At 71.7% G+C, this 14,991-nt stretch carries 12 protein-coding genes; 6 read left to right on the top strand and 6 right to left on the bottom strand.

Annotated features, from left to right (window positions below; genetic code table 11):
* Positions 1–21 precede the first annotated feature (21 nt).
* The 4 genes from ACEXQC_RS05535 to ACEXQC_RS05520 are packed head-to-tail and all read right to left on the bottom strand — an operon-like array spanning position 22 to position 3,184.
* Positions 22–543 (bottom strand): molybdenum cofactor biosynthesis protein MoaE, encoded by a 522-nt coding sequence (locus ACEXQC_RS05535; protein WP_374819317.1) that lies wholly within the window; start codon positions 541–543, stop codon positions 22–24.
* Complete coding sequence (locus ACEXQC_RS05530) at positions 527–1,132, bottom strand: MogA/MoaB family molybdenum cofactor biosynthesis protein (protein WP_374819315.1); 606 nt, start codon at positions 1,130–1,132, stop codon at positions 527–529. Before ACEXQC_RS05530 ends, ACEXQC_RS05535 begins: the two co-directional genes overlap by 17 nt.
* A complete protein-coding gene (gene moaC / locus ACEXQC_RS05525) occupies positions 1,129–1,608 on the bottom strand; it encodes a cyclic pyranopterin monophosphate synthase MoaC (RefSeq protein ID WP_374819313.1) in 480 nt (159 codons plus the stop codon). The genes ACEXQC_RS05530 and moaC overlap by 4 nt, the downstream gene beginning before the upstream one ends.
* Entirely contained in the window at positions 1,601–3,184 is a 1,584-nt protein-coding gene (locus tag ACEXQC_RS05520; protein ID WP_374819311.1) for a molybdopterin molybdotransferase MoeA, read from the bottom strand. Before ACEXQC_RS05520 ends, moaC begins: the two co-directional genes overlap by 8 nt.
* A 330-nt stretch (positions 3,185–3,514) precedes the next feature.
* Here ACEXQC_RS05520 and ACEXQC_RS05515 point away from each other — a divergent pair, with 330 nt between their 5' ends.
* Positions 3,515–4,807: a GTP 3',8-cyclase MoaA gene (locus tag ACEXQC_RS05515; RefSeq protein ID WP_374819309.1), complete on the top strand. Its 1,293-nt coding sequence runs from the start codon at positions 3,515–3,517 to the stop codon at positions 4,805–4,807.
* A complete protein-coding gene (locus tag ACEXQC_RS05510) occupies positions 4,807–5,058 on the top strand; it encodes a MoaD/ThiS family protein (protein WP_374819307.1) in 252 nt (83 codons plus the stop codon). The genes ACEXQC_RS05515 and ACEXQC_RS05510 overlap by 1 nt, the downstream gene beginning before the upstream one ends.
* A 233-nt stretch (positions 5,059–5,291) precedes the next feature.
* On the opposite strand, the gene ACEXQC_RS05505 is transcribed toward ACEXQC_RS05510, so the two are convergent.
* On the bottom strand, positions 5,292–6,560 hold the full coding sequence (locus ACEXQC_RS05505; RefSeq protein WP_374819305.1) for a ThiF family adenylyltransferase: 1,269 nt from the start codon (positions 6,558–6,560) through the stop codon (positions 5,292–5,294).
* 86 nt (positions 6,561–6,646) lie between these two features.
* On the opposite strand from ACEXQC_RS05505, the gene ACEXQC_RS05500 reads away from it, so the two are divergent.
* Positions 6,647–10,456 (top strand): AAA family ATPase, encoded by a 3,810-nt coding sequence (locus ACEXQC_RS05500; RefSeq protein WP_374819303.1) that lies wholly within the window; start codon positions 6,647–6,649, stop codon positions 10,454–10,456.
* Between the two features lie 29 nt (positions 10,457–10,485).
* Positions 10,486–11,646 carry a serine hydrolase domain-containing protein gene (locus ACEXQC_RS05495; protein ID WP_374819300.1) on the top strand — a complete coding sequence of 387 codons (1,161 nt, stop codon included), beginning with the start codon at positions 10,486–10,488 and terminating at the stop codon, positions 11,644–11,646.
* A gap of 138 nt (positions 11,647–11,784) precedes the next feature.
* Here ACEXQC_RS05495 and gnd read toward each other — a convergent pair whose 3' ends face one another.
* Positions 11,785–13,242, bottom strand: a complete 1,458-nt coding sequence (gene gnd, locus ACEXQC_RS05490; RefSeq protein ID WP_374819298.1) for an NADP-dependent phosphogluconate dehydrogenase — start codon at positions 13,240–13,242, stop codon at positions 11,785–11,787.
* Between the two features lie 265 nt (positions 13,243–13,507).
* On the opposite strand from gnd, the gene ACEXQC_RS05485 reads away from it, so the two are divergent.
* Both ACEXQC_RS05485 and pth read left to right on the top strand, forming a co-directional pair.
* Positions 13,508–14,128, top strand: coding sequence for a 50S ribosomal protein L25/general stress protein Ctc (locus tag ACEXQC_RS05485; RefSeq protein WP_374819296.1), 621 nt, complete (start codon positions 13,508–13,510; stop codon positions 14,126–14,128).
* Positions 14,129–14,221: 93 nt separating this feature from the next.
* Entirely contained in the window at positions 14,222–14,809 is a 588-nt protein-coding gene (gene pth / locus ACEXQC_RS05480; RefSeq protein ID WP_374819294.1) for an aminoacyl-tRNA hydrolase, read from the top strand.
* The last annotated feature ends 182 nt before the right edge of the window (positions 14,810–14,991 follow it).

Genomic DNA, 14,991 nt, shown 5'->3' with positions numbered 1-14,991 from the left:
GGGCGAGAGGTCGCGGAACGCTCAGCCGAGCGACGCCACCCACTCGGTGCTCCCGTCGTCGAAGCTCTGCTCCTTCCAGATCGGCACCGTCTGCTTCACCAGGTCGACGAGCGCGGAGCACGCCGCGAACGCCTCGCTCCGGTGCGCACTCGAGACCGCGCAGGCGAGCGCGATGTCGCCCACCACGAGATCGCCGACCCGGTGTGCCACCGCCACGACGGTCTGCGGATGCGCCGCCGCGATGCGCCTGGCCGCCTCCTCGATGGCGTCACCCGCCGACGGATGCGCGGTGTACGAGAGCGCCTCGACGCCCTTCCCCTCGTCGTGGTTGCGCACCACTCCGGCGAAGCTCACGACCGCACCGGCGTGCGCGCGCGACACCGCCGCGATGCACTCCTCCACCGAGATCGCCTCCGAACTCACCACGGCGAGCCGCACCACCGAGCCGTCGGCCGACTCCGCGCCCACCGAGCCGTCGGTCGGCCCCCCGCCCACCGAGCCGTCGGTCGACTCCCCGCCCACCGGCTCAGTCGTTGCGGACATGGTCGCCTCCTCGAATCTGATCCACCAGGTGCTCGAGCAACCCCTCGAGCACACCCAACCCATCACGCACGCCCCCGGTCGACCCGGGCAGGTTCACCACGACGCTCCCGCCCGCGACCCCGGCGAGCCCGCGCGAGAGCACGGCCAGAGGGGTGTGCGCCCGCCCCACCCGACGGATCTCCTCCGCCACACCCGGGATCTCCACGTCGAGCACCGCCCGCGTCTCCTCAGGCGTGCGGTCGGTGGGGGAGACGCCGGTGCCTCCCGTGGTCACGATCGCCGTGGCGCCCGACGCGACGGCCGCTCGGAGGGCAGCGCCCACCGGCTCGCCATCCGGAACCACCTCCACCTGCGCCTGCCACCCCCGCTCGCGGAACCACGTCTCGATGAGGGGCCCCGTGGTGTCGTCGTAGACACCCGCGGCGGCCCGGTTCGAGGCCACGATCACGCGGGCGGTGCGAGCGGAGGCGCCCGAACGCCCGTTCGCGCCCGGGGATCCGCTCGCAGTGGCAGCCGACGGATCCGTGGCGCCATTCGCTGCCGATGCACCCGGCCCCACCCCTGGCCCCACCTCAGGCTCGCCGCTCACTCCCGGCTCCAGTCGCCGCTCGCGCCGCCCGACTTGGAGAGCACCTCGATGTCGGTGATCCTGGCGCCCCGATCGACCGCCTTGATCATGTCGTAGACCGTGAGCGCGCTCACCGAGGCGGCGGTCAGCGCCTCCATCTCGACACCCGTCACTCCCGTGGTCTTGACGGTGGCGACCACACGCACGCTCGACTCATCGGTCGTGAAGTCGATGCTGACGCCGGCGATGGGCAGCGGATGGCACAGCGGAATGAGGTTGGAGGTCTGCTTGGCCGCCATGATCCCGGCGACGCGGGCCACGGCGAGGGGCTCGCCCTTCGGGAGCTCGCCGGCCACGAGGAGCGCGATCACGTCGGGCCGCGTGTGCACCACGGCTTGCGCGGAGGCGACGCGTCGGGTGACCGCCTTGTCCGAGACGTCGACCATGTGGGCGGCGCCGTCGGGGGTGACGTGGGTGAGTTCGCGGCCGTCAGCCATCGATCCTCCAGAAGTCGAGGTCGTCGCCGTCGGCGACATGGGTGGTGCCGACCGGGACGTGCACGAGCACGGTCGATTCGGCATAGGAGTGGAGGAGGTGGCTGGAGGGCCCGCCGCGCAGGCTGAGACGACCGTCGGCGTCGAGGATGCCGCGGCGCAGCTGATGCTGCCGGGGCGGCGAGTCGAAGGCCTCGGCGGAGGGCGCTCGCCGCGTCTCCCGCAGGGGCGCCGCGCCGAGGGTCGCGAGCAGCGCGGGCCGCAGGAACGCCTCGAACGACACGAGCGCACTCACAGGATTGCCCGGCAGACACACGACCGGCAGCCCACGGGCCACCCCCGCGCCCCCGGCATCGCTCGCGCTGTCGGCATCGCCCGTCGTGCCGGTGCCGGTGTCGCTCGTTGTGCCGGCGTTGTTCGCGGAGCCGAGTTCACTCGCGGTGCCGGTATCGCTCGAGATGCTCGCGTCGTTGTCGGTGCCAGCGGTGCTGGCGTTGCTCGCAGTGGCGGCATCGCTCGCGGTGCCGGCCGCGAGCTGGATGCGGCCGAAGCCCTGGGGGCCTCCCGGCTGCATCGCCACCTTCATGAACTCCACGCCGAGCGGACCGAGTGCATCCCGCACCACCTCGCGCGCACCGGCGCTCACACCGCCCACCGTCACGACTAGGTCGACACCGCCGGCCTCGCGGCGGAGGAGGTCGAGCAGGTCGGCCGCGTCATCGGAACGGCACGGGCGGGGCAGGACCGTGCACCCGATCTCGAGCAGCGCGGCGGTCAGCGCCACCGTGTTCGCATCGAAGATCTGACCGGGAGCGAGCTCGGTGCCCGCCTCGCGGATCTCATGCCCCGTCGACACCAGCAGCACCCGCACGCGACGCCGCACCTGCACCTCGGTCGCCCCCGTGCCCGCGATCACCCCGAACTGCGGCGGCCCCAGCACCGTGCCCGCCCGCAGCAGCACCTCGCCCGCGCGGATGTCGCTCCCGGCAGCCCGCACGAACGTCCCGGCCTCCACAGGCGCCACGAACGCCACCCGCACCACCACCCGGCCGCCGGCCGCCCCCGAGGTCGCCCCACCACCCGCGAATCCGTCCGACTCGCCGACTGGACCGCCACCCGCGGATCCGTCCGCCTCGCCGGTGGGGTCGGTCGGACCGGCCAGGGATGCCGAGACGGCGGGCGGGAAGGTCGGGGGCACGGCGCGCTCGATCTGCACCACCGCATCCGCACCGGCAGGCACGGCCGCGCCCGTCATGATCGGCGTCGCGGTGCCGGGGGAGTGCACACCGAACGCATCGCCCGCCGCCACCCGCGCGGCCACCGGCAGCGACACCGGGGCGTCCGGCGAAGCCGAGGCGAGGTCGGCGGAGCGCACGGCGTACCCGTCCATCTGCGAGTTGTCGAACGAGGGCAGGCTCGACGGCGAGACCACGTCGTGCGCGAGCACCCGATGCCGGTACCGCGCCGGATCGGCGGCGAGCGCTTCGCCCGACACCGGCAGCGTCTCGCTCCCGAGGCCGCCCGCGAGGGGCGCGAGCAGCGCGGTGATCTCGCGTCGATGATCGTCGATCGTGCGCATCGTCCCAGTCTGCCGCATCGCGGGCGCGCTGCCGCATGGCGGGCGTGGCCGGCCATCCGCGGGCCCTCGGCGGCCCCAATGGGAGAGAGCTGTTCGGTAAGTACAGAAATGCGAGGGACCGACCCCGTATATCGGGTCGGTCCCTCGCATTTCAGTACTTACTCGGGTCGTACCCCCGCCGAGCACCCCAGAACGCGGCCGGGAACCCAGAGCAACGGTGGATATGCGAGGCAGCGACGGCCTCTACGGGGTCGGTGTCGCTGAGATCTGCCGAAACTCATCGCGCCCCGCCACGGCAGGCCGCCCCGGAAAGACGCGTAGGCTTTCGGCATGAGCGTCGCCCTCGGCATCCCGACCGCGCGCACCGCCGCGCCCGGCGGCACCACCGGCCTCACCCCCGGCGCCGAGCCAGGTGCAGCGCCCGGCACCACCCACGCAGAGACCCACGTCGGCCGCCACGCCGCCCTCCCCGCCGACCGCCCCTCGGGCCCCGCGGCCTCGGCCCTCCTCGACCGCTTCGGCCGCACCGCCACCGACCTCCGCATCTCGCTCACCGACCGCTGCAACCTCCGCTGCACCTACTGCATGCCCGCCGAGGGCCTCCCGTTCCTGCCGCCCCCCGCCCTCCTCACCCGCGACGAGATCACCCGCCTCGCCCGCATCGCCGTCACCGAGTTCGGTGTGCGGCAGATCCGCTTCACCGGCGGCGAGCCCCTTCTGCGCAAGGACCTCGTCGACATCGTGCGCGACGTCGCCGCCCTCGACCCCCGCCCCGAGATCTCGCTCACCACCAACGCCATCGGCCTCGCCTCCCGCGCCCAGGCGCTCGCCGACGCCGGCCTCGACCGCATCAACGTCTCCCTCGACTCCGTGCACCCCGAGACCTTCGCCGCCATCACCCGCCGCCCCTTCCTGAGCCGCGTGCTCGCCGGCATCGACGCCGTGAGCGCCGCCGGCCTCGTGCAGACCAAGATCAACACCGTGCTCATGCCTGGAGTCAACGACGACCAGGCGGTCGAGCTCCTCGAGTGGGCGCTGGCCGGCGGCCATCAGCTGCGCTTCATCGAGCAGATGGCTCTGGATGCGGATCGCACCTGGGAGCGCGACACCATGATCACGGCCGCCCAGATCCGCGAGCGCCTCAGCACCCGCTACGTGCTCACCCCCCACGACGCCCCGCGCGATGGCGCCCCCGCCGAACTCTTCCAGGTGCGCGACCGCACAGCCGCCACCGCCGCCGCAGACCCCACCGCCACCGCCACCGACGGGCCCACCGCCACCAGCGACGGTCCCACCGCCACCAGCGACGGTCCCGCCGCCATCGCAGACCTCGCCACCACCACGGACGGCCGGATGCTCGGCCTCGTCGGCATCATCGCCTCCGTGAGCGAGCCGTTCTGCTCCGACTGCCGCCGCACCCGCCTCACCGCCGAGGGCGGTGTGCGCAGCTGCCTCTTCTCCCACGACGAGACCGACCTGCTCGGCCCGATGCGCGCCGGCGCCTCGGATCAGGTGGTCGCCGACCTCTGGCGCACCGCCATGTGGGGCAAGCCCGCCGGCCACGAGATGAACGCCGTCGGCTTCGCCCAGCCCGAACGCACCATGAGCGCGATCGGCGGCTGATGAGCGTTCACCTCCGCTACTTCGCCGCCGCCAAGGCCGCTCTCGGCCGCGCCGACGACGAGCGCCCCGCCGGCACCACGATCGCCGACCTCCTGCGCACCCTCGCCGCCGAGAGCCCCGACGCAGCGACGACAGAGCGCATCCTCTCCCGCTGCACGTTCATCCACAACCGCACCTCCACCGACGACCGCACCATCGTGCTCGCCGACGGCGACACCCTCGACCTCCTCCCGCCCTTCGCCGGCGGCTGAGCGCCCCCGGGTGCCCCCGCCCACCTTCACGCCCCGGTGAGTCGCGCCCAAGTGTCCCCAAAAGCCCCTTCAGCGCCCGTTTAGCGACACTTCGGCGCGACTCACGTGCGCGGCGGCGGTGGCGCGAGTGGGTGCGTGCGCGGGTGGGCGCAGGCGTGCGCGGGTGGGCGCAGGCCTACGCGCGTGGGGGCGCGGCGAGGCGGGTGGAAGCGCGGTGCGAGTGGGGATGCGCGTCAGTAGCGCGTGACCGACGGGTCGACCTCGGTCGACCACGCGTCGATGCCCCCGCGCACGAACACCACGTCCTCCCACCCGTTCGCCCGCAGCAGCTCGGCCGCGTGCCGCGACCGCCCGTCGTGGTGGCAGTGCACGATCACGCGCTCCTGCGGCGGCAGGATCTCCCGCGCCGCATCGCTCAGGATCTGCCCGAGCGGCACCAGCTCGGCCCCCTCGATGGCCGCCACCTGGTGCTCGTAGATCTCCCGCACATCCACGAGCACGAAGTCGGCCTCGTCGCGCGAACGTGCCTCGAGCAGCTCCTTGAGCTCCGTCACCGAGACGGACTGCTCCGTCGCAGCCTCCTCAGGAGCCGCGGACGCGGACGACGCCGACGCCCCGAACGACCGCGTCGCCGGCCCGCCCGCCCCGCCGGCCCCCTGCTTCGAGTAGCTGTACGGCTCCCCGATGTTCGACGCCCCCCGAGCGGCCGACGACCGCCCCGGCCGCCGCTCCACGTGCGAGAACGGCACCTCGCTCCACGTCGAATCCAGCGCATCCAGCACCAGCAGCCGCCCGAGGAGCGGCGAGCCGAACCCCACGAGCAGCTTCAGCGCCTCGATCGCCATGAGCGACCCCACGGCCCCGCACGCCGGCCCCACCACACCCGCGAGAGCACACGTCTCATCCGGCACCGACGATGCAGAGGGCGGGAACAGATCCGACAGCGTCCGCCCCAACCCGTCGGGTGCCGTCGCCCAGAACACCGTCACCTGCCCGTCGAACCGCAGCACAGACCCCCACACGATCGGCTTCCCCACGAGCGCGCACGCCGCATCCACGATGTGCCCGACCTCGAAGGTGTCGGTGCCGTCGATCACCACGTCGTACTCCGACACCAGCTCGAGCACGTTCGAGGGCGTGATCTCCTCGTCGTGCTCCACGATCTCCACGAGCGGGTTGAGCGCCCGCAGCGCCGCGGCCGCCGACGCGACCTTCCGCACCGAGCCGCGGGCCGAGGCCAGCGGATGCACGACCTGGCGATGCAGGTTCGACACCTCCACCTCGTCGTGGTCCACGATGCCAATGACCCCCACGCCAGCACCGGCGAGGTACTGCAGCACAGGCGATCCGAGGCCACCCGCGCCGAGCACGAGCACACGCGACTCCTTGAGCCGCCGCTGCCCCTCCACCCCGATCTGCGGCAGGGCGATCTGGCGGGCGTAGCGCTGCAGCTCCTCTCGCGTCAGTTCCGGACCGGGCGACACGAGTGCGGGCAGGCTCATCGTTCCAGCGTACTTGCCCGGGCATACCGGTACCGTTGTCAGAACCCCGCGAGCGCGCGGTGGTGGCGCGCAGACGAAGGGCCCCCGTGTACCTGAAGAGCTTGACCCTGAAGGGATTCAAGAGCTTCGCCAACCCCACCACCTTCGCCTTCGAGACGGGGGTCACGTGTGTGGTCGGGCCGAACGGCTCCGGCAAGTCGAACGTGGTCGATGCGCTCGCCTGGGTGATGGGGGAGCAGGGCGCCAAGACGCTCCGCGGCGGCAAGATGGAGGACGTCATCTTCGCCGGCACCTCCACCAAGGGCCCGCTCGGTCGCGCCGAGGTCACCCTCACGATCGACAACACCGACGGCGCGCTGCCCATCGAGTACTCCGAGGTCACGATCCGCCGCACGCTGTTCCGCAACGGCGGCAGCGAGTACGCCATCAACGGCGACAGCTGCCGCCTGCTCGACGTGCAGGAGCTGCTCTCCGACTCCGGCCTCGGGCGAGAGATGCACGTGATCGTGGGCCAGGGGCAGCTGGATGCGGTGCTGCACGCGACCCCCGAGGGCCGTCGCGGCTTCATCGAGGAGGCGGCCGGCATCCTCAAGCACCGTCGCCGCAAGGAGAAGACGGCGCGCAAGCTCGAGGCCATGCAGGCCAACCTCACGCGGCTGAGCGACCTCGCGGGCGAGATCCGCCGGCAGTTGAAGCCGCTCGGGCGCCAGGCCGAGATCGCCAAGGAGGCGCAGTCGATCGCCGCGATCGTGCGCGACGCGAAGGCGCGGCTGCTCGCCGACGAGGTGGTCGAGCTCCGCACCGCCCTCGATGCCGCGGCGCGCAGCGAGAGCGAGCGGCACACCGAGCGCCTTGTGCTGCAGGAGCGCTTGGAGCAGAACCAGCTGCGGGTCGCCCGCATCGAGCAGGCGCAGGTGGGCGACGCCGTCGATCTCGCGCGCCGCACGAGCTTCGCCCTCGAGTCGGTGCAGGAGCGCCTGCGCAACCTCAACAACCTCGCGCACCAGCGGCTCGCGCTGCTCGGCAGCGAGGAGGGGGTTCCGGATGCGGGCCCCAGCGTGACGCCCGGCATGGTCGCCGACTCGCGCGATGAGGTGCAGCGGCTGCTCGCCGAGGTCACGGGGGCGCAGGCGGCGTGGGAGGCCGCGCAGCAGGGCACCAGGAAGGCCCGCGGATCGCTCGACGCCCTCGACGAGCAGATCGCCTACCAGTCGTCTCTCGTCTCCAAGCACGACCTCGAGCTGTCGAAGCTCACGGGTCAGCTCGAGTCGGCCAACACGCGGCTCGCCACGGTGCGCGGCGAGGTGCTGCGGCAGCAGAACGCACTCGACGCCGCGGCCGGCCGGCGCGAGAGCGCCGAGCAGGAGCTCGCGCTCGCCGAGGCCGAGGAGGTCGAGCACCTCGACGCCACCGATCTCGACGAGGGCTACGAGTTCGCGCAGGCCCAGGTGTTCGAGGCCGAGGCCGAGATCGAGCGTCTCCGCGACGAGCTGCACGCCCACGAACGCGAGCGGGATGCGCTGGCCGCCCGCACGAGCGCCCTCACCATGGCCCTCGACCAGAAAGACGGATCGGCCGACCTTGTGGCCGCCCGCCTGCCCGGGGTGCGGGGGCTCGTGGCCGATCACGTGCGCGTCTCACCGGGTTTCGAGGCCGCGGTGGCGGCGGCCCTCGGCACCCTCGCGGATGCGGTGCTCGCCGACGACCTCGACTCCGCCGTGGCCGCCGCCTCGGCCGCAGCGGCCGACGACATGGGCCGAGTCGAACTCGTGATCGCCGATGCCGGGCCCTCCGACCACGCTGGTGCGCCGGGCGCTGCCGGTGGTGCCGCGGCGTCGCCCTTCGAGGGCATTCCCGGTGTCGTCGGTGCCACGACGGTCGTCTCCGGCCCCCGCGGCGTGCTCGGCCTCCTCGCCTCGATCGCGATCGCCGACGACCTGGAGGCTGCCCGTGCCGCCTGGGCGTCGATCGATTCCCGCCCCTCGGCAACCGAAGCATCCGGCCTCGCCTCTGACGCATCGCCCGCGACAGGTGGCCCGTCCACCTCCGACTCCGCGGGCCCGCGCGGGCAGGTCGCGTCCAGCTCGCTCACGATCGTGACGCGGGCGGGTGAGGTGCTCACGCGGTTCGTGCTGCGCGGCGGCTCGGGGGCCACGCGTTCGCGCATCGAGCTCGTGGCCGAGCGCGACACCGCCGCCGTCGCCCTCGAAGAACGCAACACCGCCATCGCGAGCGCCCGTTTCGCCCTCGCCGAGCAGCGTGGCATCGTGCAGGTCGCCAAGGAGCAGTCGCAGGCCGCCCTCACGGCCCTCCGCGAGTTCGACGCCGTGCTCGCCGCCCGCACCGAGCGGCTCAGTCGCCTCAAGGCCCAGGTGGAGGCCGGATCCGGCGAGCTCGACCGCCTGCAGAAGGCCGCCCAGCTGGCTCAGGATGCGGTGCAGCTCGCCGAGCAGGCCGCCGAGAAGGCGAGGGCCGAGCTCGAAGCCGTGCGCGAGCGGCCCCGGCCGATCCTCGATGTGAGTTCGCGTGAGGGGCTGCTCGTCGAGCTCGAGGCGGCTCGGGATCGCGAGGTCGAGACGCGACTCGGCGTCGAGACGGCCCGCGAGCGGGTGCGCGCCGAGCAGGCCCGCACGGTGGCGCTCGAGAAGCAGCTAGAGGCCGACCGGGCCGCGGCCGATGCGGCGGCGCGACGGGCCGTCATCCGTCGCCGTCAGATCGCGGCGGCGACCGACGTGACCGAGTCGCTGCCTCCCGTGCTCGACTCGGTCGACCGCTCGGTGGCCGAGGCGAAGCAGAGACTCGCCCAGCGCGAGGCCGAGCGCGCCGAGCAGAACGAGGAGCTCGTGGCGCTCCGCCGCGACGAGGCCGCGCTGCGCGAGCGGCTGCAGGCGATCACCGAGAACGTGCACGGGCTCGAGCTGCAGATCTACGAGAAGAAGCTGCACCTCTCGAGCCTGCTCGAGCGCGCCGCCTCGGAGCTCGGCCTCGTGGAGGACGTGCTCGTGGCGGAGTACGGCCCCGAGCAGCTCATCCCGGATGACGACGCCGTGCCCCTCATCGACACGAGCGCCGAGGCCGTGGAGGCCGCGACCGCCGACCTCGCCGCGGCATCCGCCGACCCCGACCCGCGCGGTGGGGATGCAGAGCCCGCCACAGCCGACCGCGACACGACCGATCCCGATCCAGCCGGCGCATCCCGCGATCCGGCGGCTCCGCCCGCCCCCACCGGCCGCCCCTTCGTGCGCGCCGAGCAGAAGCAGCGTCTCGCCCGCGCCGAGCGCAAGCTGGCCGAGCTCGGCCGCGTGAACCCCCTCGCCCTCGAGGAGTTCGACGCGCTCGAGCAGCGCCACCGCTTCCTCAGCGAGCAGCTCACCGACCTCACGAACACGCGCAAGGATCTGCTCACGATCATCGACGAGATCGACGAGCGCATGCAGACCATCTTCGAAAGCGCCTTCCTCGACACGCAGGAGGCCTTCGCGCAGGTCTTCCCGGTGCTGTTCCCGGGCGGCACGGGGTCGATCCAGCTGACGGACCCCACGAACCTGCTCACGACCGGCATCGAGGTGAGCGTCAAGCCCGCGGGCAAGAAGATCGAGCGCCTGTCGCTGCTCTCGGGCGGTGAGCGCTCGCTCGCGGCGGTCGCCCTGCTGATCGCGATCTTCAAGGCCCGCCCCAGCCCGTTCTACATCATGGACGAGGTCGAGGCCGCCCTCGACGACGCCAACCTCGGCCGCCTCCTCACCATCTTCGAGGACCTGCGGACCACGAGCCAGCTCATCGTCATCACCCACCAGAAGCGCACCATGGAGATAGCGGATGCCCTCTACGGCGTCTCCATGCGCCAGGACGGCGTCTCCGCGGTCGTGGGCCAACGCGTGACGACGAGCGGGTAGCGGGCAACCAGCAGCGAGAGGGTGGGGCCATGCACGAGGTGGACGAGGTTCGGCGGTCGCTCGAGCGTGTCGTGGCGGAGGGGTATGTGCCCGGGGTGGTGGCGGGGTTCCGGCTGCGGGGGCGCACGGAGGTCATGGCCGTCGGGCGGGTGTCGTTCGAGCAGGGAGCGGCACCCATGCGCGCCGAGACACCGTTCCGCATCGCGTCGGTGGGCAAGATGTTCTCCGGAGCGCTCGTCGAGCTGCTGCTCGAGGAGGGGGTGTTCGCGCTCGGCGATCCGATCGCGCGATGGCTGCCCGAGCTCGCCGATCCGCGGGTGCTGAGAGCTCCGGATGGGGCACTCGACGACACGGTCGCCAGCGAAGGCCCCATCACCGTCGGCGACCTCGTGAGCCTGACGGCGGGCTTCGCCACCCCGTTCGACGACACCCCGCTCGTTGCGGCGATGGCGGAGGCGGGCGTCGCCTCCGGTCCGGTCCCGCCCCAGCTCACGCCCGACGAGTTCGCCGCCCGACTCGCCGTCCTCCCGCTCGCCACGCAACCGGGCTCCCGCTTCAGCTACGACACCGCCGCGAACGTACTGTCGATCCTGCTCGCCCGTGCAACAGGCCAGACCGTCGACGAGCTCCTCAGCAACCGCATCGCGGCCCCGCTAGACCTGGCCGGCACCGCGTTCCACACCGACCCGACAGCTCTCCCCACCCCGTACGTCACCGACGACGGGGGAGCGCTCTCCGAATTCCGACCCCTGGTGGAAGCCTTCGAGCGCCCGCAGCCCTTCGCCTCCTTCGCCGGTGGCCTGATCTCCACCGTCCCCGACACGCTCCGCTTCCTCGCGTCGATCGCCGACGCCGAACTGCTCACGGCCGCCCAACGCGACGACCTCACCACCGACCACCTCACCCCCACCCAGCGCGAGGGCCTCACCGCCATGGGAGACGACGGCTACGGCTGGGGCCGCCACACCGGAGTCGATCTCATCGGCCAGTTGACACCGGTGGCCGCAGCCGAAGCTCGCACGTCCGAGCCTTGGCGCTCCCGAGGCCGCTGGGGCTGGTCAGGCGGCACAGGCACGAGCGCCTACGTCGACCCCACCCGCGACCTCATAGGAGTCGTCTACACCCAACGCCTCCTGTCATCCCCCACAGACGACTTCTCCTACTTCTGGAAACCCCTCACCAGCCCCTGACTCCGGCAGTGTCACCAACGCAACAGGCCGTACTCGATGACCCGCGGCGGTACCGCTGCCGGGGCGCGCCGCGAAGCGACGTGACCCGACAGCGGCACCGCATGTCGCGGCGCGCCGCAGAAGCGGCGGCGCGCCCAACTAGTGGGTGCTGGGTGCGCTCTCGATCTCCGTGCGGTCGCCCGACCACAGCGTGTGGAACGTGCCCTCGCGGTCGACACGCTTGTAGGTGTGCGCTCCGAAGAAGTCGCGCTGGCCCTGCACGAGGGCGGCCGGCAGTCGCACCGAGGCGAGCGAGTCGTAGTACGACAGCGCCGCGCCGAAGCCGGGAACGGGCACGCCCGAGAGCGCAGCAGTCGAGACCACACGCCGCCAGGCCTCCTCGCCGGAGGCCACGGCCGAGGCGAAGTACGGGTCCTCGAGCAGGGTCGAGAGCGACGGGTTCTTCTCGTACGCCTCCACGATCCGGTTGAGGAACTGGGCGCGGATGATGCAGCCCGCGCGCCAGATCTTGGCCACGGCCCCCTTGTCCACGTTCCAGCCGTACTGGGCGGCCCCGGCGATGATCTCGTCGAAGCCCTGCGCGTAGGCGACGACCTTCGAGGCGTACAGGGCGGCGCGGATGTCGTCGGCGAACGAGTCGACGTCCACCTCCACGACCGACGGCCGCGAGGTGATCGTCGCCTGCACCGCGGCGCGCTGCTCGGGCTTCGACGACAGCGAGCGCGCGAACACGGCCTCGGCGATGCCGCCGACGGGCACACCCAGGTCGAGCGCGTTCTGCACGGTCCAGGATCCGGTGCCCTTGGCACCTGCCTGGTCGAGCACGACGTCGATGAACGGCTTGCCGGTGGAGGCGTCGACCTGGCGCAGCACCTCGGCGGTGATCTCGATCAGGTACGACTCGAGGTCGCCCGAGTTCCAGGTCTCGAACACCGAGGCGATCTCGGCGGGGGAGCGGCCGGTCACGGTGCGCAGCAGGTCGTAGGCCTCGGCGATGAGCTGCATGTCGGCGTACTCGATGCCGTTGTGCACCATCTTCACGAAGTGGCCCGCGCCATCCGTGCCGATGTGGGTGACGCACGGTTCGCCCTCGGCGACCGCGGCGATGGAGGAGAGGATCGGGCCGAGGGTCTCGTACGCCTCCGCGGTGCCGCCGGGCATGATGGACGGGCCGTTGAGCGCGCCCTCTTCGCCGCCCGAGATGCCGGCGCCCACGAAGTGGATGCCCGTGGATGCGATGTCCTTCTCCCGGCGGATGGTGTCGTGGAAGTTGGCGTTGCCGCCGTCGACGATGATGTCGCCCGGCTCGAAGCGAGCGGCCAGCTCGGAGATGACGGCATCGGTGCCGGCGCCTGCCTGCACCATGATGATCGCGGTGCGCGGCTTGGCGAGCGAGGCCACGAAGTCGTCGACCGACTCGGAGGCCACGAAACCGGCCTCGGGGTGCTCGCCCACGAGCTTGCGCGTGCGTTCGGGCGAGCGGTTGTACACCGCCACCGTGTTGCCCTCACGACTGGCGAGGTTGCGGGCGAGGTTCGAGCCCATCACCGCCATCCCGACGACTCCGATGTTGGCGGTTCCCGACGCTTCTGACATACGCGATGCTCCTTGTAGACGTGGACCTCCCCAGCGTAGTAGAGCCCACCCGGCGCAGATGAGCGGATGGGGTACAGTAGGTGACTGAACTTCGGCGAGGGATGCGCACGCGCCAGCGAGCATCCGTTATCGACGCGGTGGACTGGGCCTTAACACGTCTTTCCTCTCGCTTCACGCGGTCGAGTTGAAAACACATCACGAGGCGGGCCCAGCGGCTCGCAGTGCATCACGCACACCGAGCATCCGACAGATTGAGAGCTTCACCATGGCCAACGACAGCAACAAGGTCTCCGCCGAGACCCGCACCCAGTTCGGCAAGGGCTTCGCCCGCCGCATCCGTGCCGCCAACAAGATCCCCGCCGTCATCTACGGCCACGGCACCGAGCCCGTGCACATCACGCTGCCCGGCCACCAGACCGCACTCATCCTGCGCAAGGCCAACCAGGTGCTCGAGCTCGACATCGAGGGCACCGAGGCGCTCGCGCTCGTGAAGGACGTGCAGAAGGACCCCGTGCTCCAGATCATCGAGCACATCGACCTCATCGTCATCCGCAAGGGTGAGAAGGTCCAGGTCGAGGTCCCCGTGCACCTCGAGGGCGAGTCGTACCCCGGCACCATCGCCACGCAGGACTCCAACACGGTGCTGCTCGAGGTCGAGGCCACGAACATCCCCGAGCGCGTCACGCACTCCATCGAGGGCTTCGAAGAGGGCACGCTCGTGCACGCCTCCGAGCTCACGCTGCCCGACGGCGCCTCGCTCATCAGCGACCCGGAGATGCTCATCGTGGGCATCACCGTCCCGGAGGAGGAGCCCGAGGAGGGCGAGGCCACCGAGAGCGCCGAGGGTGCGTCGTCCGACGAGTCCTCCGACGAGAACGCCGAGTAGTACAGCCCCTTGGGCATCCTCCGCCGGCTCCTCGGGCGCTCCAGCGCACCGGGGGGCCGAGCGGATGACCTGACGGAGAGAGACAGCAACGACATGAGCGCGTCGGATCTCTGGCTCGTGGTGGGCCTCGGCAATCCCGGGCCCACCTACGCGGGCAACCGTCACAACATCGGCCAGATGGTCACGGCCGAGCTGGCCGACCGGATGCGCGCCGGTTTCAAGGCGCACAAGGCCAACGCGCGGATCGCCGAGGGTCGCACCGCGCCCGGCGGTCCGCGTTTCATCGTGGCGAACCCCAACACGTACATGAACGTGTCCGGCGGGCCCGTGAACGGGCTGCTGAAGTTCTACGGGCTTCCGCCCGAGCAGCTCATCGTGGTGCACGACGAGCTCGACATCCCGTTCGACACCCTCAAGCTCAAGCAGGGCGGCGGGCACGGCGGCCACAACGGTCTGCGCGACATCATCGCCGCCACCGGCAGCGCCGACTTCGTGCGCGTGCGCGCCGGCATCGGCCGCCCCCCAGGCCGCATGCAGGCCGCCGACTACGTGCTGCAGAACTTCACGTCGGCCGAGCGCGAGACGCTGCCGAACCTGATCGTGGATGCAGCGGATGCGGTGGAACTCATTGCGACCGACGGTTTGACCGCGGCTCAGCTCAAGGTTCACACGAACTCCTAGCTGTGTTTGTTGCCGCGCCGCCGCCTCTGCGGCGCGGGCGACATGCGATGCGGGTGTCGCGTGCCGTCGCTTCGCGGCGTCCCGCGGCACCCGTATCGCCTCGGGTCGTCGAGTACGGCCCGTTGCGTGGTCTCCTCGGCAGCAGATCTTCTGCGGGGTGGGAGTTTCTGCTGTCCTCCTTC

This window comes from Herbiconiux liukaitaii, assembly GCF_041927495.1.
Lineage (GTDB): Bacteria > Actinomycetota > Actinomycetes > Actinomycetales > Microbacteriaceae > Herbiconiux > Herbiconiux liukaitaii.
This window is presented reverse-complemented; position numbering and strand designations above follow the sequence as displayed.